The sequence below is a fragment of the Dehalococcoidia bacterium genome (genome assembly GCA_030018455.1).
In the GTDB taxonomy this organism is placed as follows: domain Bacteria; phylum Chloroflexota; class Dehalococcoidia; order DSTF01; family JALHUB01; genus JASEFU01.
The window spans coordinates 34760-54786 of the sequence record JASEFU010000004.1 but is presented as its reverse complement, the minus strand read 5'-3'; the positions used below and the strand labels follow the sequence as shown (position 1 = coordinate 54786).

Genomic DNA, 20027 nt, shown 5'->3' with positions numbered 1-20027 from the left:
CATGGCGAAAGGATGGTTCAATGTCCTCGAGAAGGTGGACGACTACCGCTGGCGCTTACCCACCGGCTACAAGACGGGGATGCGCGTCCCCGGCCTCATCTTCGCCGACGAGCCAATGCTCCGCTCCATGGCCGAGGACGAAGCGATCGAGCAGGTGGCGAACGTCGCCTTCCTCCCCGGTATCGTGGGCCACTCGCTCGCCATGCCCGACATCCACTGGGGCTACGGCTTTCCCATTGGCGGCGTGGCGGCGATGCGCCTCGACGACGGCGTCGTCTCCCCGGGCGGCGTCGGCTTCGACATCAACTGCGGCACCCGCCTCCTGCGCACGAACCTGATGGAGGACGAAGTCCGCCCCGTCATGAAGCCGCTTGTCGACCAGCTCTTCCGAGACGTTCCCTCCGGCCTCGGCGCCCACGGCCCGCTGCGTGTCTCCAACGCCGAGCTCGACGAGATCATGGTGCGCGGCGCCGCCTGGATGGTCGAGCGCGGCTACGGCACGGAAGCCGACCTCGACGCCACGGAGTCGCGTGGAGCGATTCCCGGCGCCAGCCCCGCGACCGTCAGCCAGCGGGCGCGTCAGCGCGGCCACGAACAGCTCGGCACGCTGGGCGCCGGCAACCACTTCCTCGAAGTGCAGGCCGTTGAGGCCGTGTACGATGAGGCCGCCGCCCGCGCCTTCGGCCTCGACCTCGGCGTCGGGCAGGTCGTCGTCTTCTTCCATTGCGGGTCGCGCGGCTTCGGCCATCAGGTCTGCCAGGACTACCTCGACGTCATGGAGAAGGCGGCCCGTAAGTACCACATCTCGCTGCCAGACAAGCAGCTCGCCTGCGCGCCCATCAAGTCGAAGGAGGGGAAAGACTACCTCGCCGCCATGGCCGCCGCCGCCAATTTCGCCTGGGCCAACCGCCAGGCCATCGCCCACTGGACGCGACAGGCCGTCGCGCGCGTCCTCGGCCGCAGCGTCGAAGAGATTGGCCTCCAGCAGGTGTACGACGTCGCCCATAACATCGCCAAGATCGAGGAGCACCGCGTCGACGCCCGGCGAACGCGCCTCTGCGTCCACCGCAAGGGGGCGACGCGCGCCTTCCCCGCCGGCCATCCCGAGGTGCCCACGAAGTACCGCGACGTCGGCCAACCCGTGCTCGTGCCCGGCGACATGGGGCGCTACTCGTACCTCTGCGTGGGGACGGAGCAGGCGATGGCGGAGACGTGGGGCTCGACCTGTCACGGCGCGGGACGGATGCAGAGCCGGGGCGCGGCGAAGCGGGCGCTGAAGGGCATCGACATCGCCGCGCGGCTACAGGCGCAGGGGATCGTGATACGGGCGCAGAACCGCGCGCTGCTGGCGGAGGAAGCAAGCGAGGCCTACAAGGACGTGGCGGACGTGGTCGAGGTGCTGGACCGCGCGGGGATAGCGCGCAAAGTCGCCCGCATGCGCCCGCTCGGCGTGATCAAGGGCTAACGACAGCGCGAGTCTCGGACCCGCTCCCAGTCCGGCAGGGTCGGCCTCCGTGCCCCGTCCGCACCCGCCTGCAACCACGCAGGGGAGGGCTTCACCTCATAGCATCTACGCCGCGTCTCTCTTACCGCGGCGGCCTCTCTTCGACAGCCGTTCGAAGCGCCGGTCAACCTCATTCCGGACGCTTTTCATCCTCGCGTTTTCGTTCGGGGACAAGGACGAGGGCAAACCATCACCCGCTTCCAACTCCGATCGTTGCGCCCTGAAAGCTTCCATGAAGACCAGATTCGCGGGCTCGGTTGGGACGTCCTCTCCGGGAGCGAGATCGACCGCTGAAGGAGGCAAAGGCTCTTCCGACTGTGCAGGAGTCTGCGCGGCGTCGTCATCTTCGCAGGCGGGCGCGGGAGAACGCCGTGCCGCGCTTCCGCGACGGGCGTCACCCGCCGCCTGCGGCTCGCCCGGCAGTCTTATCGCCGGCAGGGCAGGCCGGTTCTTGTCCAGACCCAGGATCCTGCCGACCGCCCAGCCGGTAGCGACCGTGCCAATGACAAGTGCCAGCAACTTGCGCATCGAATTCACGCCTCTCAACAGGATAATCGGCGCTTCCGGGTTCGCCCGCAGGCCGGGCGCGTCGCCGTGTCGGGACGACGATGCGGCTCAGCGACAGCGCAGAAGGCAGCGCCAGCCCGCGAGTCCGCGCCGGTCGCTGCAGATGTAGGGGAGGGCTTCAGCCCTGCCGAAGTCGAGTTGTGCCATGCCTACCAGCGGAGTTCGATGCCCTCTGACTCCAGCGCCTTCTTCAAGCGACGCCGCATCTCCCCCATCACCTCCCACTGACGCACCGGCTTGGTCACGCCCATCACCTTCAGCGATACCCCCGAGTCCTTGAACGCCTCCACCCGCACCACGTGCGGCGCCTCCACGATCTGCGGCCCCCACTCCGCGTCCGACGCCATCTCGCGGCCCACGGCGTCGATCACCGCCGTCGCCCGGTCGAGGTCGGCGCTGTAGGCCACCGTCACGTTCATGTTCACGCCCGACCATTCGCGCGTGTGGTTGCTCGCCACCCCAATCTGGCTGTTGGGGATGCTGTGCACCGTCCCGTCGAGGTCGCGCAGCACGGTGCGCCGCAGGCTCACGTCCTCCACGCGCCCGAAGATGCCCGCCACCGTTACGCTGTCGCCGATGCCGTACTGGTTCTCGATGAGGATGAACAGACCGTTTATCGTGTCGCGGACGAGCGTCTGGGCGCCGAAGCCGACGGCGATGCCGACGATGCCGACGCCCGCCAGCACGGGGGCGATGTTTATCCCCAGCTCCGGCAGGGCGGTGAACAGCCCGGCGACGACGATCACGACCTCGCCAGTGCGCACGAAGACCAGCGTCAGGGTGTTGACGCGCTTCACCGCCTCCTCTTCCGTGCGGCCGAGCAGGCGGCGTCGCATCATGGCGTCGACGGCGCCGGGGACGAGGCGTCGTAGCGCGACGACAAGAACGGCGGCGACGGCGGCGATAACGAGGATGCGCAGCCCGTGCGTGACCAGCCAATCGGTGACGCGGTCATGGCTGATCCCGGCGACAAGCGCGGTGGTCAGAGCCTCCATACTTCCTTCCCCCGTTGGTAGGCGCACACCACACCCGGCTTCGGCGCGGCGCACATGCAGACCCCCGGCAGAGGGATTCCCCTCTGCACTCCCCTTCGACCGGCGGGGAAGACGCCCGCCCTATGGCGCGGGCGGCTACTGGGGGACGCGCTCCAGCGGCGCGTAGCTCAGCAGCAGCTTCTTGATCCCCGCTTCGCCCTTGAAGGCCACCGTCACCTTCTGGTCCATCCCGTCGATCTCGCAGCTCACGACGATCCCCTCGCCGAAGCGGGCGTGCCGCACGCGGTCGCCGGCCACGAACGCGGGCTCCGCGGGCGTGTCGCGCGAGACATCGCTGGGGAACGACCACGCCTGCCGTCCCGCCGCTCCCGCCCGACGCCGCGTCACCGGCTCGCCATAGCGAGTCGACGTCTCCGCCGCGACCAGCAGCTCGGGCGGTATGTCCTTCAGGAAGCGCGACGGCGGGTTGTGCGTCCCCATCCCCATGTGGTGGCGGCGGAAGGCCCGCACCAGGTACAGCCGCTCCTTCGCGCGCGTCACGCCGACGTAGCACAAGCGCCGCTCCTCCTCCATCTGCGCCGGGTCGTCGTAAGAGCGGATGTGCGGCAACATCCCCTCCTCCATGCCGACGATGAACACCACTGGGAACTCCAGCCCCTTCGCCGCGTGCAGCGTTATCAGCGTGACGGCGTCCACCTTCTCATCGTACTCGTCCGTATCGGTCATCAGCGCCACGTCCTCGAGGAAGGAGATTAGCGCCTGCTCCGGCGCCAGGCCGTCGTACTCCGCGGCCACGTTGCGCAGCTCCTGGACATTGTCCCAGCGCTCTTCGCCGTCCTCGAACTCGCCCAGCAGGAACTGCCGGTACTCGATGCGCTCGATGAGGCGGGTCAGCAGCTCGGAGAGCGTCAGGTCGGGCGCTTCGGCGATGAGCTCGTTCACCAGGTCGAGAAAGGGTAGCAGGTTGCGCACGACGCGCGCCGCGAAGGGGTGCCGCGGCGTCTCCGCGCCCTCCCCCGTCGCTTCCGCCCGCTCCTGCTCCGCGACGAGCTGGAGGGCAGCGTACATCGGCACCTGGAGCTCGTTCGCCCAGCGCCCCAGTTCTTCCATCGTCCGCTGCCCGATGCCCCTCGCCGGGACGTTGATCACCCGCGCCAGGCTCACGCTGTCGAACGGGTTGTGGATCAGGCGCAGGTAGGCCATGATGTCCTTCACCTCGCGCCGTTCGTAGAAGCGGGTGCCGCCGATAAGGCGATAGCGTATGTTCTCGCGCACGAACGCCTCCTCCAGCGGCCGCGACTGCGCGTTCGTCCGGTACATCACCGCGATGTCTCCCCAGCGGTGCTCGCCGCCGCTCACCAGCGACTGTACCTGCGCCGCCACGAACTCCGCCTCCTCCTCTTCATCGTACGCCTCGTACGCCATGACCGGCTTACCCGGCCCCCTGTCCGTCCAGAGGCTCTTCTCCTTGCGCTGCTCATTTCGGCTGATTATCGAGTGCGCCGAGTCGAGAATGGTCTGCGTCGAGCGGTAGTTCTGCTCGAGATAGACCACACGCGCGTTCGGGAAGTCGCGCTCGAAGTTGAGGATGTTGCGCAAATCGGCGGAGCGCCAGGAGTAGATCGACTGGTCGGGGTCACCGACGACGCAGATGTTGCCGTGGCGGGCCGCGAGTTGCCGCGCCAGCGCGTACTGCGCGACGTTCGTGTCCTGGAACTCGTCGATCAGCAGGTAGCGATAGCGCTCCTGGTACTTTTCGAGCACGTCCGCATGCTCGCGAAAGAGCAGCACCGCCTTCAGGAGCAGATCGTCGAAGTCGAGGGCGTTGTTCTCCGTCAGCAGCGACTGGTAGCGCTCGTAGGCGCGCGCCACCACCTCCTCGAAGTAGCTCGACACCGACTGCGCGTACGTTTCGGGCGTCGCCAGTTCGCTCTTCGCCTTCGAGATGATCGCCAGGAGCGCCTTTGGGTGGTACCGCTTCTGGTCGAGCTGAAGTTCCGCCAGGGCGCGTCGCATGACGGCAATCTGGTCGGCCTCGTCGTAGATGGCGAAGCCGCGCCCGACGCCGGTCCGCTCGCCGTCGACGCGGAGGATGCGGGCGCAGATGGCGTGGAACGTGCCGAGCGCTATCGCCTGCATCTGCTCGCCTATCAGGCCGAAGACGCGCTCCTTCATCTCCCGCGCCGCCTTGTTGGTGAAGGTCACGGCCATGATCCGGTACGGACTGACGCGGCGGTGCGCGACCAGGTAAGCGATGCGATGGGCGATGACCCGCGTCTTGCCGCTCCCCGGGCCGGCGAGTATCAGCAGGGGGCCGTCCGTGGTCTCGACGGCTTCTCTCTGGGGCGGGTTCAGCCCTTCAAGGATATCGGTGGACAATTGCTGTTCCCTGACAAGGAGGATCGGGCGCTGAGACGGCTGCTGTAGACGCCGCAAACCTGGAGGCAGCTTCCGCAACAACATTCTATCATCGCCCTGTGGGAGCTTCAACGCGAGGCCCGGCGGCCCGCGAAGCAATAGCACGAGCCGCATTCTCGTGCTATAATCGCCGCGAATACAGACGGGGAACGCCTTCCGGGAGGAAACATGCTCGAAGTAGGCCCGTTCAGCGACTGGAACGCCGTGATCCGGCTGGTGGCAGCCCTCGCCGGCTCCTATCTCGCGATCCTCTGGCTAAGCGCCGTCGTCTGGACATACCGCGACGTGAAAGACCGCAGCAATGACACGCTTTCGCAGGTAATCGCCGTCCTCCTCGTCATCGTCTTCAACGTCCCCGGTCTGATCATTTACCTCATTCTGCGCCCGCATCAGACGCTGGCGGAAGCGTACGAGCGCAACCTGGAAATGGAGGCGATGCTGCACGAGATGGGCGAGCAGAGCTTCTGCCCCACCTGCCGCCGGCGTGTCCAGGCCGACTTCCTCTACTGCCCCCACTGCTCGGTCGCTTTGCGGACGCCCTGCTCCGACTGCGGCAAACCCCTCGTGCTGAGCTGGTCGGTTTGCCCCTACTGCGGCACGCGACAGCCCGCAGCGCGCCCACAGCCCAGCGTAGCCGCCGTGCCGGAAACGGCCCCGGTCGATACCGCCCCCAAGCTGTCGGTGACGCCGCCCCCTTCGTAGCCGGAATCTGTCGGTGGGAAACAGTTAAGCGGAAGGCTCTCCAGCCGTCTGGCTCCGCGTACGCGACGCGCTTTCGAAGCGAGGGCATCGCTGAAACAAACACCTGGTCAGGCGTGGCACATTCGCGAAACGGCTGGAGGGCAGGCGAAGATGACGGCTCTCAGATCGGCAGCATGTCCCGGCGCAGGCGTTCCTTCATTAGCTCGCCGGCGCGCTCGATCTTGCGCCGGCCCGTGAAGCGCGCGCCTTCGTACAGCCGCTCCAGACGCTGCATCACTGCGGGCGTCTCTTCGGCGACCAGCAGCACCGTCATCTTCTGCCGCGATGCCCTGTCGAGCAGGTACGGGCTGGGATCGACCCCGCCGGTCAGAATGATGTGCGATAGGCCGGTGTCGAGGGCGGCAAGCTGAAGATCGGTCCGGTCGCTGCGGGTCACTACCGTCTTGTCCGACCAGCGATAGAAGTAGGGGCGGCCGGCGTCGGCGCTGACGGGGCCGATGACGGGAAACTCCACCGGCTCCTGCCCGCTGCCGTTGCCCAGGAGCACCTTTGCCTGGAGGTCGGCTATCACCTGTTCGAGCGTGGGCGACGCCAGCGTCCGGTCTTCGGGGAGGGCTGCAAGGCAGCTCAGGCCTTCGCGGCCGAAGGCATCGAGGGTGCGTTGGAGGTTCTTCTCGGGCACGAAGTTGGCGACGACGCCGATGAGCTTTTCTCCCAACGACTGCGCCGTCGCCTGCACGCCGGCGAACGCCCCTGAAAGCGGGTCACGCATCGCCAGCACGATCTTTGCGCCCAGAGCGTCTGCGGCCTCCTCAATCGACGGTGCGGAGGCGTGCTCGATAAGGCACAAGTCGGCTCCTGTCTTCTTAATCTCCTGGTCAAGCTGTTTCAAGGTGAGCGCGTGTCCAGGCGTCTGAACACCGGGTAGCGACAGAAGGAGGTTTGCGTCCTCGTCGGCGCTCGCTTCGTCGGTTTTGTCGCTCCGGAGTCGGCAAGCCCAGACAGCGCGCCCCTCCGCGGCGAGGCACTGGGCGAGACCCGCGAGGACGGCCGTCTTGCCGACGCGCGCGTTGGAATCGGGCCTAGAGCGTTGGAACGCTATCAGCATCCTGTACATCGTTGCCTCCGGCCGGGGAATTGAGCTGGTCGCAGACGTCTCTAGACTAAGGGCATACCGCCTTAATCGCAAGAGCGGACCGGAAGCGGGCCGCCGGGCCGCTACGGCTCCAGGCAGAACGGGATACAGTTGCCGGGCCCCTCCGGGCTTTCCGTGGAGCCTTTGGGCACGCTGCGCTAGCGCGCCTTCCACCGTCTCCATCCGACCCAGGCGCCACCCACCACGGCCGCCGCCGCGATGAGCCCCACGACGATCCCCACAGTGGTGCCGGTTGAACCGCCCTCATCCGATTCGTCCCCGGCCGGCTTCGGGGTCGCTGTGCGGCCGGGGGTCTTCGCCGCAACGGCCGTCTGAGCGGCCGCCGCAGTCCTGGTAGCGGCTGTCAGGCCGGGCGTCCCTCCCGCTTCAGCCGTTTGGACGGCGGCAGCCGTCCCTGTGGCGGCCACGGGCGGAAGCGTGGCCCCGGGGGGCAGCGGCGTCTGGCCTGCGGGAGTTTGGCCTGCAGGTGCGCCTTCCCCTCCCGGCGGGGTGGGCGAGGGACCGGTGACGGGAGGCTCGGCGGTCGGCACTGCGGCGGCCCCGTTCACGTGAGTGCCCCCAAAGCACTGCATGGGGAAGAGCACGCCGGGACACGTGCCCATTTCGGTCGCATCGGTGTATCCCAGTAGACCGTCCGATACAGTGAAAACGTTAGACCCTTCCGCAAGGGCGCGGAACTCGATCACGGCTATCGCGCCCGATGTCTCATCATCCCCCAGCGTCCACGGGCCGAGGAGGCTTGCGCAGGTGATGAACGCCTCGCCGTTGCCCGCGCCGCTGGCCGGATTGAGGTCGCCCCTGGGCGGCGCTATGCCCATGCTCGAGCAGTCCCAGTCGGAGCCCAGGCCGTCGCCCCAGACAGTGTTGCCGCCGTTCGCGTCGGGGTTCGAGTCCAGGCAAGCCCCCGTGCACTCCACGTCGGGCGCCTTGTCGATGGTGTCGTCATAGGTCACTTTGAAAGAGATTGTGCCGGGTGGGTAGCCGGGGTAAAGGCCTGTCGCGCAGATGGCGACCCCGTACTCCTGCCCGACCTCGTGCCTGCTCGACGTATCGATGTCAGCGCAAGGGCCGTCGCTCGTATCCATGTCGAGGCGAATGGCCAGCTCTTCATCCGCCATGGCGTCGCTGTCTCGCTGCGAGAGGAGAAGAGCGGCGATCGCCAGGCAGGTCAACAACAAGAAGGAAAGCGCGAGGAGCGCTGTACGGTTGATGAGTCGCATGCCGTATCTCCTTCGAGGTACTCGCCCGTAGTGTCACTGATGACAGTCGTTGAACATAACGCGTTGTCAAGCGGCTTGTCAAGGAGAGCCGCCGGCAACCAAAGCGGCGGCCGGTAACAAGGTGTCTGATGGTTTATCGACCGAGGGCGGGAGAAGGCAAACCCCCCAGGCGCCGTGGGCAAAGGGCCTGCGAACGGCTCTACCTGACTGAACGAGAACGACGGCCGCCGCGCGAGGGGCCGCGCGCGGGAAGCGATGAGGCATATGCGCAGCCTCGGCCCGTTCGTGTTATGCGGGGGAGAGGGCGGGACTGGCGGTACGCCGTATCCTAAGTTCTATCCGATGAAGGGCCAACCTGCCCTGCTACGCGGCGACATCCGGTTGACGGGGCGGCGGCCCTTTTGCGACAATAAGAACGGTCAAATCCGCAGGCAGCTTCTCGCCCAGGTCGAAGAGCCGGGATTCTGCGTTTCCGAGAAGCGTTGCCGGTGCCGAGGTAGCTCAGTCGGTAGAGCACATGACTGAAAATCATGGTGTCGGCGGTTCGATTCCGCCCCTCGGCACCAACGACTGCTTCCCGCTTACCCGTCGCGGATGATCGTCCCATCGAACCGATTGCGCTGTCCGCGTTTCTCCTCTATGATTGCCGCGACGTTGAGCGTCGTCTGCCTCTGTCGCTGAACGGACAAGGAGGGAACCATGTCGAAGGGCATCCTTAAACTCGCCATCTCGACGCTGACGGTTCTCGTCGCCCTGCTCCTGGCGGGAATGCCTCCACAACCCGCTTCGGCGGCGGTCCTCACTGTGGATGATGACGGATCGGACTGCGTGGACGGGGGCGCGCCGGACTTTGCCACCATCGGCGCGGCGGTAGCAGCCGCCGCTCCCGGGGACACGATCCGCGTCTGCGAAGGCGACTACACACAGACTTCCCTCAGCATTAACTCGCCGAGCCCCCTCACGATTACCGGCCCGGGCGACACACCTGAGGCCGACGGCGAGGCCGTTGTCCACCACGGCGGCGGGTTCACGACCCTTTTCGACATCAACGCCAGCAACATCAGGGTCAGCGGCCTCATCCTTGACCTGACGCCGAGCGGCCCGGCCACCAGCGGCTTTGAGATTTCCGGCGACAACGTTGTCATAGCCAACAACGAGATCATGAACGGAACAGCGGGGGCGATGTCCATTACCGGTACCCCTAGGCCGGCGGGCGTAGTTGTGGACAACAACAACATCCACGACAACGGTGACGGCGTCGTAGCCTACTGCAACTCATGTGAGATCACAGACAATACCCTCGATGCCGAAGGCACGCGCGGGATCGACGTTAACGGCGATAATGCCGTCATTACCGGCAACACGGTCACGGAGGGCTGGTCGGCAATAAGAGTCGCCGGCAACAACGCGCTGGTCGAAGGAAACAACGTTTCTCCGGCCGCAGACCACGTGGCGATTCAGATACTTCCCGGCAGCGCAGTCGTGCGCGGTAACACGATTACGGGCGCCTCGGGGACGGGGATCTCTGCCCGAATCTCGAGTCCTGCCTACGCCGACATCGATGTCGACATCGTGGGCAACTCTCTCACCGGCCTCGATAAAGGGATCGAGCTCTACGACACCGATTTCGACGACGAATACGAGATCACGGCCCTCATAGGCGGTTCCGCCCCCGATGCCAACACCTTCCGGTCGAGCGGCGGCGCCCTCGGCGACAACCACTACCTGCTGGACAATGAGTCCCCCACTAACGTCAACGCTGAATACAATGATTGGGGGTGGTGCTTCGAGAACGAGATTGCCGGTGAGATAAGGGACCAGGCGGACGATCCGACCCGAGGCGTCGTCGATTTCGTGCCCTTCATCGAACCGGAAATCTGCAGCGAGCTGACGGCCACTCCTTCCCCCACCCCGTTCCGTCGCTCGACAAGCACGCCCGAGCCGACCGCGACCTCCACGCCGGGCGCGGCCACATCGACGCCTCTCCCGCAGCCCACGGCGCCGCTAGCGACCGCTACCGCAACACCGGGAGGTGCGCCGGCTGCGACCGTCATTCCGCCTCCCACCGGCAGCGGCCCCTCGGGAGGCCCCTTCTTGCCGGCAGCCGCGCTGGGATTCCTCGCGATAGTGGGAGCAGTGGCGGCGCTCAAGGCCGCGCGCAGGGCGCTGCGCCACTGACGAGCGCAGAGTCGTCGGCAGGACAACCGGCGGCAGCCGCCCCGTAGCGAAGCGGAAGGGACCGGCCAGTTGTCCCTCATCGCCGGGTTCTCTTCGACCGTAATCATTCCTTGGGCTACACTTGGCCTATCTCATCCTGCTTCAGAGAAGGAGGCGGCAATGGAGCTCAAGGGATCGCAGACGGAGAAGAACCTGCTCACCGCGTTCGCCGGCGAGTCGCAGGCCAGAAACCGCTACACGTACTTCGCGACGAAGGCCCGCGAGGAAGGCTACGAGCAGATCGCCGAGCTCTTCCTCGAAACGGCAGAGAACGAGCGAGAGCACGCCAAGGTCTTCTTCCAGTACCTCGAGGGCGGCGAAGCTGAGGTCAGCGCCGCTTTCCCCGCCGGCGTCATCGGCGACACCGCCGCAAATCTGGCAGCGGCGGCGGCCGGCGAGCGCTACGAGCACTCCCAGATGTACCCGGAGTTCGCGCGCGTGGCGCAGGAAGAGGGCTTCGCCGAGATCGCGAAGAGCTACCGCGCCGTCGCCGTCGTCGAGCGGCAGCACGAGAAGCGCTACAACGAGCTGCTGGCCAACGTGCGCGAGGGCAAGGTGTTCAAGAAGGACGAGCCTGTCCGCTGGAAGTGCCGCAACTGCGGCTACGTCCACACGGGGAAGGAGCCGCCGGAGACGTGCCCGGCGTGCCGCTACGCAAAGAACCACTTCGAAGTGCTGGCAGAGAACTGGTAAGCGCCCGGCCCCCACGCAACCGGCGCCGGTCAAGAAGGGTAGCGAAGGAGAACACCCATGTCGGTCGTGCTCTACGAGAAGAAAGGACATACGGTCGTAATCACGTTGAACCGGCCGGAGGCGATGAACGCCATCAACCAGGAGGTGCGGGCCGGCTATCGAGACGCGCTGCTCCGGTTCCGCGACGACGACGACGCCCGCACGGCTATCATCACCGGCGCGGGGGAGAAGTCGTTCTCCGCGGGCGCCGACCTCAAAGAGATGAGCCGGCGCCAGCTCGAGGGCGGCCCCAATCCCTTCTGGGGCGGGACGCCCGCCGTCCTTTTGCGCCAGATAGAGCTTTGGAAGCCGGTTGTCGCCGCCGTCAACGGCTACTGCATCGCCGGCGGGCTCGAGCTGGCGCTTGCCTGCGACATACGTCTCGCGTCCGAGAACGCCTCCTTCGCCCTCACCGAGGTCACCCGCGGCATCATTCCCGGCAACGGCGGCACCCAGCTCTTGCCCCGTACGGTGCCCCTCGGCATGGCGTTGCAGATGCTTTACACCGGCGAACGGATCGACGCCCAGGAGGCATACCGCATCGGCCTCGTGAATAAGGTCGTGCCCCAGGCCGAGCTGATGTCAGAGGCGCTGGCGCTGGCGGAGCGCATCAACGCCAGCGCGCCGATTTCGGTGCGGCTGGTGAAGGAGGTCGCGCTGCGCGGCCTCGACCTGCCCTTCGTCGATGGCTTGCGGCTGGAGTCGATGTTTTCGCTGTTCGTGCACACGACGGAGGACGCGAAGGAAGGACCGCTTGCGTTCGCGCAAAAACGGCAACCGGTCTACAAGGGACGATAGTACGCGCACGCTGATTTGCCCGCGCCTTGTCGATCGGTTACGGATTGGCTATAATTAGGGGCGCTGAGGTCAGGGTAGACTTACCGGCCGGCAGCAAGTTCGGGAGCGGAAGTAGCTCAGCGGTAGAGCACCTCCTTGCCAAGGAGGGGGTCGCGGGTTCGAATCCCGTCTTCCGCTCCAAACGCCGAAGTGGCGGAATTGGTAGACGCGACAGTCTCAAAAACTGTTGGGGGGCGACCCCCGTGCCGGTTCGATCCCGGCCTTCGGCACCAACCGCGCTCGGGAGCAAGGCGGGGATGAGCCCGCCTTATTGATGTCGCGAAGTCGCTGCCGAGTGGTGTAATGGTAGCACCAGGGACTTTGGATCCCTTAGTCCAGGTTCGAGTCCTGGCTCGGCAGCCAGAATACGGATCGTTCCACATCGGCGCTCCCCGATAGCTCAATCGGTAGAGCGGGCGGCTGTTAACCGCTAGGTTGCAGGTTCGAGTCCTGCTCGGGGAGCCAGTTCTCTCATTATCCGAACTCACAACGTAGGCCCGCTCTCCCAGGTCCACCCCTGGAAGATGGTGCAGGGTCACGTTGACTCGGTACCACTTCGAGCGCACCCTCGTCGCGAACGCTCCACGGGCCTTCGGCAACTTCTCCTTGGAGGGGTCGAACGGGTGGACCTCCACCTCCCGGATTAGCAGCTGGAACAGCTCCTTCTGGTCCTCCAGGGGAAGCAGGTTCACTAGCCTCTCGAAGTCCTGGAGACTCCGGCGGATGATTTCCGCGTCCAGGACCCGTTTCTGTCGCCGCTCGATGTCGAGTTGCAGCTTCTCGCACAAGGCGAGGAGCCGCTCCTTCTCCCGCACGAGTTGCTTGTACTCTTCTCGCACGTCCTCGGAGAGCATGTCCTCCTGCTTCATAACCTCGACGATACGCCGGATACCGACCGTCAAGTCGCCGATCTCCTCCTGGTGCCGGCGTTGCTCTTTTTTCAAAGAGGTCAACGACCGAGTCGCGTCGCGATTGGCGGCATCCACGCACGCCTGGAGGATGCTGGGGTTGTTGCCGAGGTCGGTCAGAACCTGCTTGATTAGGGCTTCGAACTCCCGTGCCGGCAAGGCGCGCACCGAACACCCCGAGTGGCTGCCGTCCTGTGTTACGGAAGTGCATGCGTAGTACAGGTAGGGCCTCCCGTCTTTCGTCTTCTTACCCGAAGGATACGGAGTCATTGCCAGTCCACACGCGCCGCACCGCAGGATGCCCTTCAAGAGGTGCACATGGTCATCCTTGTAGTGGAGGCCGTTGCCCTCTCGGCCATTCCCGATAGCTCTATTCGCTTGCTCCCAGGTCTCCTGATCGACGATGGGTTCGTGGTTGCCCGGGTAGAGGTCGCCGTTGTAGCGGATAAAGCCTTTGTAGATGGGGTTGCGCACAATCGCCTTCACCGTGTCCTCGTCGAAGCGCTTACCACCTACCTCTTGGCTGGACCCTTGGCGCCTAACGACGGTGCGCATCTTCGTTCGGTAACCGAGGCTGTTGGCCTCGTTGGCTACCGCGCGGGGAGAACGGGTCTCGACCAGACGCCGAAAGACGAATGTTACGGTCTCGGCCTCACGCTCGTTGCGCCGAAGCTGCTGGGTCTGCCGCGAATAGTCAAATCCGATGGGCACGTAGCCGCCGTTCCACAATCCCCTTTCTGCCCGGCCCGCCATCTTGCTCAGCGTTCTCTCCCTCGTGAGCTCCCGCTCGAACTGGGCGAAGCTGAGGAGGATGTTCAGCATGAGCATTCCAGTCGAGTCCGAGGTGTCGAAGTGCTGCGTCGCCGAGACGAACGAGACGCCGTGCTCCTTCAGCACCTCCCAGAACTCGTAGAAATCCTTCAGAGACCGCGAGATGCGGTCAATCTTGTAGGTGACCACGACGTCAATCTTGCGGTCCCTGACGTCCTGCAGGAGTTCTTGAAGGCCCGGGCGGCTGAGATCTTTCCCAGACTAGCCGCCATCCTCGTAGACGCCAGCGAGATGCCAGCCTTTTTCTTTCTGGATTTCGATGTAGCTGGCGCATACTTCTTTCTGTCGCTCCAGCGAACTGTATTCGCTCCTCGCCTGTTCGTCCGTGGAGACTCTGGTGTAGATCGCACACCTCATGTCTGTGCCTCCTCTGGTCCCATTCTCGTCGGTCACGCGTAATCTTCCGGGTTGATCGCGGTCAGCCCAGCCCAGGCTGCGGCTTGAGCCAGCGCCCTGTCTGCGGTTACGAAGGCTCCAGTCTCCAGGCCGCGCCGTCGAGCGTTGGCGAAGGCCACGCGCGCCCCCGCCAGGTGAAGCGCGTCCAACGTTCGCAGCGCCACCGAGGGTGGACTTGTGAGGAGCATGGAAGCAGCGTCCTCTGTAACGCCCTGCGTTACCGCCAGCATCACGTACTCCCTGGCGTCAGCAACGAAGGAGCGGAACACAATGTCCCGCTGTTCCGAAGTCAAGTCACCTTCACGCGTTCGGCGGGCCAGCGCTGACGCCAGCTCAACAGCAGCCAGCAGTGGAACCGCGACAGGCTCGGACGAGACCAGCGAGTTGACCCAACCCGAGCCTGGTTCCGGCAGGTATCGTTTGACCAGGGCGCTCGTGTCCAGATAGTGCAGCGGCATCGGTTCAGACGCGTTCTCTCCGCTCCTCCAAAATGGTCGAAGACAGGGGAGGAGACAGCGTGGGCAGCAACGCGACCAGCTCCTCACGGCTCGGCATTTCCTCCTCAGGAGGAAACTGGGCCGGGAAGCGGCTGACCTCGATGTCCACTGTTATTTCCCCCAGGGCCGTTTTGATATGCGATAGCTGCTCCATGAGGGCGCTATTCCTTTCGGGCACCTGATCGCCACGACCGAGCGCCTGCGCTAGGGCCGCTACGATAGTCTGATTCAGCGAGTTGCCCGTTCGCCGGCAGGCATCATGCAGGCGCCGGTGCAGGTCGTCCGGGAGTCGAAGGGTGATCCTGGCCACTGCGCTCTCTATGACACTATGGTGTCGCATCAATACTAGCATTGGGCCACGGCCGATGCAAGCAGTCATGCGCCTTACACCTGTTAGCCACATGCCGAAGCACCATCCCCAGAAGGGCCCTGCGTCTCGCGTCGGCCTTCGCAGGTCCTGTCATCCGGCGCTGCCTCGAGCCTCGCGTCACCAGCAGTCCGTTCTGGCCCACCGTGTTGCTCTGGAGACCGCAACGTCGCTTCGTCAGACAGCACTGCGTACAGGTAGACGCCCTGAAGGAGGACCTCACCTATCTTCGCCAGCCTCTCTTGAGGGGGCACCGACGGATTGTGGAACGTTATCTCGCCATTCTGGACTCGCTGCAGGCTGATGTTCGGGAGGTGACGGCGGAGGTTTACGGCCAGGCCCGGCAAGACCCCAGAGCCAGGCTGCTCATGACTATCCCAGGCATTGGGCCCCTCACTGCCCTGCTTTTCCTGGCCGAGGTTAGGGGTCTCCACAGGTTCCCAGATGCGGCGAAGTTGGTGTCCTTTGCCGGCCTGGCCCCTCGGGTACGGGCCTCAGGCGGCAGGGTGCATCTCGGACACATCACCAGCAAGGCTCCTCCTTGCTGAGGTGGACCTTCACCGAGGCAGCGGCTAGGACGGGCCAGAACCAGCGTTCGCCGGGGCAGTAGTACCGACGCATCCAGGCGCGGCACGGATCGCAGACGGCGATAACAGCGCTGGCACGCAAGCTGCTGACCATCGCCTATTTCGTGGTGAAGACCGGACGTCCCTATGAGGAACGGGGGTAGCTCCTTGGCAACATGGCCGGGAAAGAGGCCCATTTTTTGATTGAGCGCCCCCATCGGACTGAGATCATGTGCCGGAGAGCACGAATAGATATATGACGATTGGCTTGCAAGGCCCGTCCGGGGGATGGAGGGCTGGCTACCCTTTGCCCAATGCATTGTAGCGGCTCGTCAAGGCTCCCGACTTTGTCTGGACGCCTCACGGGGCTTCGGCCTTGACTTCGCCGCTGGCAGTTACCTGTCAAAAGGGCAGCCGCAGCGAGGACAGAACGCCAATTGGGCAGACGTTGAAATTGACTGTGGCGGATGTTATAGTTTGTTAAGTCTACTTCGTCAGGGGGCAGATGGTTACCGCTTCTGTCGGTTCACCAGAGTGGATCAGAGGTCTTCGGACTGAGCTAGGGCTTACGCAAAGCCAACTCGCCGAGCGTCTAGGCGTGACGGTAGTCACGATCAGTCGGTGGGAGAATGGCCAGTCGCGCCCGAACAGGCTTGCCGTCAAGGCGCTGACCACGCTGGCGGCGAGTGCAACAACGGCCCTTGGGAACGTGGATCGCCGGCTTGGGCACGCCCGCGTTGGCGAGCCGTTGGCCGTATACGCTGCGGCGGGCCAATGGCCAAGCCCCGACTTCAGGGTTGACCCCGGACTGGTCCGCCTGTTCGTGGAGGGCGAGCGTCTCCGCTACGGTCATCTCTTCAGCCCAACGTTCGGCACCGAGACCGCCCTCATCGACCCGCTCCCGCACCAGATTATTGCGGTCTATCAGAGGATGCTGACTCAGCCTCGCCTCCGCATGCTCCTTGCGGACGATGCCGGGGCAGGGAAGACGATCATGGCTGGCTTGTATGTGCGGGAAATGCTGAGCCGGCACTTAGTACGTCGCGTACTCATCGTCTCTCCAGCTGGCCTTGTCGGGAACTGGAAGCGCGAGATGCGGGTTCTGTTCTCGTTGCATTGTCGAGAGGTAACAGGCTTCGACTGTCGGACTGACAACCCGTTTTCAGGCCCAGGAAGCGACCTCGTGGTAGTGAGCGTCGACACTCTAGCCGCCGATCGGGCCTACGAGCGGTTGGCTCAACCTCACACTGTGCCCTATGACCTGGTGGTCTTCGACGAGGCTCACAAACTGACAGCTATCAGGAACGCCGATGGCACCTACGAGACGACCGACCGCTACAAGCTGGCTGAACTTCTAGCGGGCGCGGAGCCGCTGCAGGAGAGCCACCCGCCGCGCCACCTCTCATGGCACGCGCACCACCTGCTGTTACTGACTGCTACTCCCCACATGGGGAAAGACTTTCCGTACTACGCCCTATGGCGGCTGCTAGAGCCGAACGCGCTGAAAACGGTCGATGCATTCAACAGCTTCCCCCCTGAGGCGAGGGCGCGGCACTTTGTCCGCCGCACGAAGGAGGAAATGGTGCGGTTCGACGGGAGCCGTCTTTACCCGTCTCGAGAAAGCACAACCGTCAACTATGATCTTTCCCCCGTGGAAAAGGAGCTCTATGACCAGTTGACCTCCTACGTGCGCACGCACTTCAACCGAGCCCGCTTTCTAAACCGCTCGGCCGCTCGGCTCGCGATGAGCGTCCTACAGCGCCGCGCCGCGAGTTCCACCTGGGCCCTGCTTCGGTCGCTGGAGCGGCGACGCGACCGGCTGGGCGAATACATTCGGGCCTTCTCTGTCCGGGAGCTGACCGAGGAGCGGCTCGCAGCGGAGCAAGCACGCCTCAGGCTCCGCGACATCGAAGAGGAGATGACCAGCGAGGAGGAAGAGCCTGAGGATGGGCGGGAGGCGCGGGATGTCGCTGAGGAAGCAGCCATGGGCGCCACCGCTGCCACGACCCTGGCGGAACTCGAGGCGGAGCGACTGGAGGTGCTGCAACTCCTGGACCTTGCGCAGCGCGCCCATGAGACGGGGGACGAGTCGAAGTTCGAGAAGCTGCGGGAAGTCATCCACGATGAGCGGTTCAAGGGAGAGAAGCTACTGATCTTCACCGAGCATCGGGACACCATGGAGTTCCTGGTCCGTCGCCTGGAGGGGATGGGTTACACAGAGGAGATCGCGCGCATCCACGGTGGGATGCCCTACCAGGAGCGCGAGGCTCAGATGGAGGCGTTTCGGACCCGCTGCCGGTTCATGGTGGCGACCGACGCCGCAGGCGAGGGCATCAACCTCCAGTTCTGCTGGATCATGGTGAACTACGACATCCCCTGGAACCCCGCCCGTATTGAGCAGCGTATGGGCCGGATCCACCGCTATAAGCAACGGCATGATCCCGTCGTTCTTATCAACCTGGTGGCAGGGAAGACACGTGAGGGTAGGGTTCTCAGGACGCTGCTGGAAAAGCTCGAACGCATTCGCAGGGAACTGGGGTCCGACAAGGTGTTCGACGTGATCGGCCGGCAGTTCCAAGGCATCTCCCTGAGCGAGCTCATCATGAGGGCTGTGGTGGAGGGCGAAGAGGATGAGAGTATCGCCAAGATCGAAGGCACCCTTACTAAGGAGCAGGTGACAGCCATCGAGGAGGCCGACGCGAAGCTTCGCGCCACAGGCGGCGACGTCGCGTCGCAGCTTCCCACGCTTCGGGCGCAGCGGGACCAGGACCAGCTGCATCGGCTACTCCCCGGTTACGTCAGACACTTTCTGGAGAAGTCCGCGCCCTACCTTGGGGTGAACATCGAAGGCGATTTGGACGGCCGGTTCTGGCTCAAACGCTTGCCGCTCCCTCTTACGCTAGCGATGGAGGACGCGACGGGCGGCATGGCACTCCCTCTGACCGTCAACAAGCCGGAACCGACCGATGATGTCCTGTTCTTGCGGCCGGGCGAGCCGTTCTTCGACCGTTATCGGGCCTTCTTCTCTGAACGCTTTGCAGCAGACGCGCTCCGTGGCGCTGCCTTCATCGATCCCTACGCCACGGAGCCCTACCTTTACCACCTGGCCCTCGTCTCTACGGTGCGCCGCGCCGACCCGGACTACCCTGAAGCCTTTGGGTCAGAACAGACGCTCGACGTGCGGCTGGCTGCCATTACGCAGACCTTCGACGGGACGACATGCGCCTGCCCTGTCGAGCTACCCATGGTCCTTCAGCTTGCGAAGCGGGTGCCGCCCACAGCCCTGCCGCCCATGGGTCAGGTCACGGAAGCCATCGAAGCCGCCAGAGCGCATCTTATGGACACCATCGCGCGTCCTGCGGCCGAGCGGATCGCCGCTGGCCTCGCCGCTTCGATCCCGGAGCGGGAGGCGTTCCTGCAAGCGGGATTCGACTACCAGGAGGCGGAGCTCCTCGGGACCCGAACCCGCTTGCGGGAGCGGGCGGACGCCGGCGACGCCCCGGCGCGGCGGGCGCTGGAAGAGGTGCGCAGAAAGCAGACGGATCTGGCTGTCCAGCGGGACCGCGCCCTCGCGATCCTGCGCCGGGAGCCGGAACTCGTTGACGCCAACGGCATCGCCTTCCTGGCCCACGCCCTGGTACTGCCGTCCAGCGATCCCGACGAGCGCGAACGCCATGACCGCGAGATCGAGCAGATAGCGATGCGCGTGGCGCGGGCCTATGAGGAATCCCTGGGCGCTACCGTGCACGATGTGTCCGATCCTCTCCAGAAGGTGGGCTTCGACCTCCTCTCGCGCCGATCTGACGGAGAAGAGCGGTGCATCGAGGTGAAGGGCCGTCGCGCCGTGGGCGATGTCCAGCTCTCCGAGAACGAGTGGGCCCAGGCCGCCAATCTGCGCCAGCAGTACTGGCTCTACGTTGTGTACGACTGCGCCGCTACCCACCCGCGGCTCTTGCGCATTCGAGACCCCTTTGCGAAGCTCCTGGTGCGGGCTAAAGGAGGCGTGGTGATAGACGAGGCAAGCGTGTTTGAGGCGGCAGAGGACACAATCTAATGCCTACAGGATTTCCTTATGTTCCCGCTATATTCTGTGACGAGACGGGCATGCATGGAA

At 64.9% G+C, this 20027-nt stretch carries 16 protein-coding genes and 5 tRNA genes; 12 read left to right on the top strand and 9 right to left on the bottom strand.

What is annotated here, in order from left to right; all coding sequences use genetic code 11:
* Position 1: 1 nt before the first annotated feature.
* Entirely contained in the window at positions 2 to 1465 is a 1464-nt protein-coding gene (locus QME71_06970; GenBank protein MDI6858034.1) for an RtcB family protein, read from the top strand.
* 105 nt (positions 1466 to 1570) lie between these two features.
* Here the strand turns inward: QME71_06970 and QME71_06965 are convergent, their stop codons facing one another.
* From QME71_06965 to QME71_06955, 3 genes are all read right to left on the bottom strand, one after another.
* On the bottom strand, positions 1571 to 2032 hold the full coding sequence (locus QME71_06965) for a hypothetical protein (GenBank protein MDI6858033.1): 462 nt from the start codon (positions 2030 to 2032) through the stop codon (positions 1571 to 1573).
* A 188-nt stretch (positions 2033 to 2220) separates the two neighbouring features.
* Positions 2221 to 3066: a mechanosensitive ion channel family protein gene (locus QME71_06960; protein MDI6858032.1), complete on the bottom strand. Its 846-nt coding sequence runs from the start codon at positions 3064 to 3066 to the stop codon at positions 2221 to 2223.
* A gap of 135 nt (positions 3067 to 3201) precedes the next feature.
* Positions 3202 to 5445, bottom strand: coding sequence for a UvrD-helicase domain-containing protein (locus QME71_06955; GenBank protein MDI6858031.1), 2244 nt, complete (start codon positions 5443 to 5445; stop codon positions 3202 to 3204).
* Positions 5446 to 5652: 207 nt separating this feature from the next.
* On the opposite strand from QME71_06955, the gene QME71_06950 reads away from it, so the two are divergent.
* Positions 5653 to 6186, top strand: a complete 534-nt coding sequence (locus QME71_06950) for a zinc ribbon domain-containing protein (GenBank protein ID MDI6858030.1) — start codon at positions 5653 to 5655, stop codon at positions 6184 to 6186.
* A 160-nt stretch (positions 6187 to 6346) separates the two neighbouring features.
* Here the strand turns inward: QME71_06950 and QME71_06945 are convergent, their stop codons facing one another.
* Positions 6347 to 7303, bottom strand: a complete 957-nt coding sequence (locus tag QME71_06945; protein ID MDI6858029.1) for a DRTGG domain-containing protein — start codon at positions 7301 to 7303, stop codon at positions 6347 to 6349.
* 176 nt (positions 7304 to 7479) lie between these two features.
* A complete protein-coding gene (locus QME71_06940) occupies positions 7480 to 8562 on the bottom strand; it encodes a hypothetical protein (protein ID MDI6858028.1) in 1083 nt (360 codons plus the stop codon).
* Between the two features lie 490 nt (positions 8563 to 9052).
* On the opposite strand from QME71_06940, the gene QME71_06935 reads away from it, so the two are divergent.
* The 9 genes from QME71_06935 to QME71_06895 all read left to right on the top strand — a co-directional run bounded on the left by QME71_06935 (position 9053) and on the right by QME71_06895 (position 13391).
* Positions 9053 to 9128: transfer RNA gene (locus QME71_06935), tRNA-Phe, on the top strand.
* A gap of 133 nt (positions 9129 to 9261) precedes the next feature.
* A complete protein-coding gene (locus QME71_06930; protein MDI6858027.1) occupies positions 9262 to 10740 on the top strand; it encodes a right-handed parallel beta-helix repeat-containing protein in 1479 nt (492 codons plus the stop codon).
* Positions 10741 to 10899: 159 nt separating this feature from the next.
* A complete protein-coding gene (locus QME71_06925; protein ID MDI6858026.1) occupies positions 10900 to 11472 on the top strand; it encodes a rubrerythrin family protein in 573 nt (190 codons plus the stop codon).
* Between the two features lie 57 nt (positions 11473 to 11529).
* Complete coding sequence (locus QME71_06920; protein MDI6858025.1) at positions 11530 to 12309, top strand: enoyl-CoA hydratase-related protein; 780 nt, start codon at positions 11530 to 11532, stop codon at positions 12307 to 12309.
* Between the two features lie 105 nt (positions 12310 to 12414).
* Positions 12415 to 12489: transfer RNA gene (locus tag QME71_06915), tRNA-Gly, on the top strand.
* A gap of 3 nt (positions 12490 to 12492) precedes the next feature.
* Positions 12493 to 12581: transfer RNA gene (locus QME71_06910), tRNA-Leu, on the top strand.
* A 56-nt stretch (positions 12582 to 12637) separates the two neighbouring features.
* Positions 12638 to 12711 (top strand) — tRNA-Gln (locus QME71_06905).
* A 26-nt stretch (positions 12712 to 12737) separates the two neighbouring features.
* A tRNA-Asn gene (locus tag QME71_06900) sits at positions 12738 to 12813 on the top strand.
* Positions 12814 to 13118: 305 nt separating this feature from the next.
* Positions 13119 to 13391, top strand: a complete 273-nt coding sequence (locus QME71_06895; GenBank protein ID MDI6858024.1) for a hypothetical protein — start codon at positions 13119 to 13121, stop codon at positions 13389 to 13391.
* Between the two features lie 897 nt (positions 13392 to 14288).
* On the opposite strand, the gene QME71_06890 is transcribed toward QME71_06895, so the two are convergent.
* The 4 genes from QME71_06890 to QME71_06875 all read right to left on the bottom strand — a co-directional run bounded on the left by QME71_06890 (position 14289) and on the right by QME71_06875 (position 16028).
* Complete coding sequence (locus QME71_06890) at positions 14289 to 14444, bottom strand: recombinase family protein (protein ID MDI6858023.1); 156 nt, start codon at positions 14442 to 14444, stop codon at positions 14289 to 14291.
* A 32-nt stretch (positions 14445 to 14476) separates the two neighbouring features.
* On the bottom strand, positions 14477 to 14941 hold the full coding sequence (locus QME71_06885) for a type II toxin-antitoxin system VapC family toxin (GenBank protein MDI6858022.1): 465 nt from the start codon (positions 14939 to 14941) through the stop codon (positions 14477 to 14479).
* A gap of 4 nt (positions 14942 to 14945) precedes the next feature.
* A complete protein-coding gene (locus tag QME71_06880; protein MDI6858021.1) occupies positions 14946 to 15290 on the bottom strand; it encodes a hypothetical protein in 345 nt (114 codons plus the stop codon).
* Between the two features lie 579 nt (positions 15291 to 15869).
* A complete protein-coding gene (locus tag QME71_06875) occupies positions 15870 to 16028 on the bottom strand; it encodes a hypothetical protein (protein ID MDI6858020.1) in 159 nt (52 codons plus the stop codon).
* A gap of 633 nt (positions 16029 to 16661) precedes the next feature.
* Between QME71_06875 and QME71_06870 the strand changes: the two genes are divergently transcribed.
* Positions 16662 to 19967: a helicase-related protein gene (locus tag QME71_06870; GenBank protein MDI6858019.1), complete on the top strand. Its 3306-nt coding sequence runs from the start codon at positions 16662 to 16664 to the stop codon at positions 19965 to 19967.
* The last annotated feature ends 60 nt before the right edge of the window (positions 19968 to 20027 follow it).

Coding starts and splice junctions, on each gene's coding strand:
- QME71_06950 (MDI6858030.1), top strand. CDS start 5,653: ATGCTCGAAGTAGGCCCGTTCAGCGACTGGAACGCCGTGATCCGGCTG.
- QME71_06970 (MDI6858034.1), top strand. CDS start 2: ATGGCGAAAGGATGGTTCAATGTCCTCGAGAAGGTGGACGACTACCGC.
- QME71_06930 (MDI6858027.1), top strand. CDS start 9,262: ATGTCGAAGGGCATCCTTAAACTCGCCATCTCGACGCTGACGGTTCTC.
- QME71_06875 (MDI6858020.1), bottom strand. CDS start 16,028: ATGGTCAGCAGCTTGCGTGCCAGCGCTGTTATCGCCGTCTGCGATCCG.
- QME71_06890 (MDI6858023.1), bottom strand. CDS start 14,444: ATGAGGTGTGCGATCTACACCAGAGTCTCCACGGACGAACAGGCGAGG.
- QME71_06960 (MDI6858032.1), bottom strand. CDS start 3,066: ATGGAGGCTCTGACCACCGCGCTTGTCGCCGGGATCAGCCATGACCGC.
- QME71_06945 (MDI6858029.1), bottom strand. CDS start 7,303: ATGTACAGGATGCTGATAGCGTTCCAACGCTCTAGGCCCGATTCCAAC.
- QME71_06920 (MDI6858025.1), top strand. CDS start 11,530: ATGTCGGTCGTGCTCTACGAGAAGAAAGGACATACGGTCGTAATCACG.
- QME71_06925 (MDI6858026.1), top strand. CDS start 10,900: ATGGAGCTCAAGGGATCGCAGACGGAGAAGAACCTGCTCACCGCGTTC.
- QME71_06940 (MDI6858028.1), bottom strand. CDS start 8,562: ATGCGACTCATCAACCGTACAGCGCTCCTCGCGCTTTCCTTCTTGTTG.
- QME71_06885 (MDI6858022.1), bottom strand. CDS start 14,941: ATGCCGCTGCACTATCTGGACACGAGCGCCCTGGTCAAACGATACCTG.
- QME71_06965 (MDI6858033.1), bottom strand. CDS start 2,032: ATGCGCAAGTTGCTGGCACTTGTCATTGGCACGGTCGCTACCGGCTGG.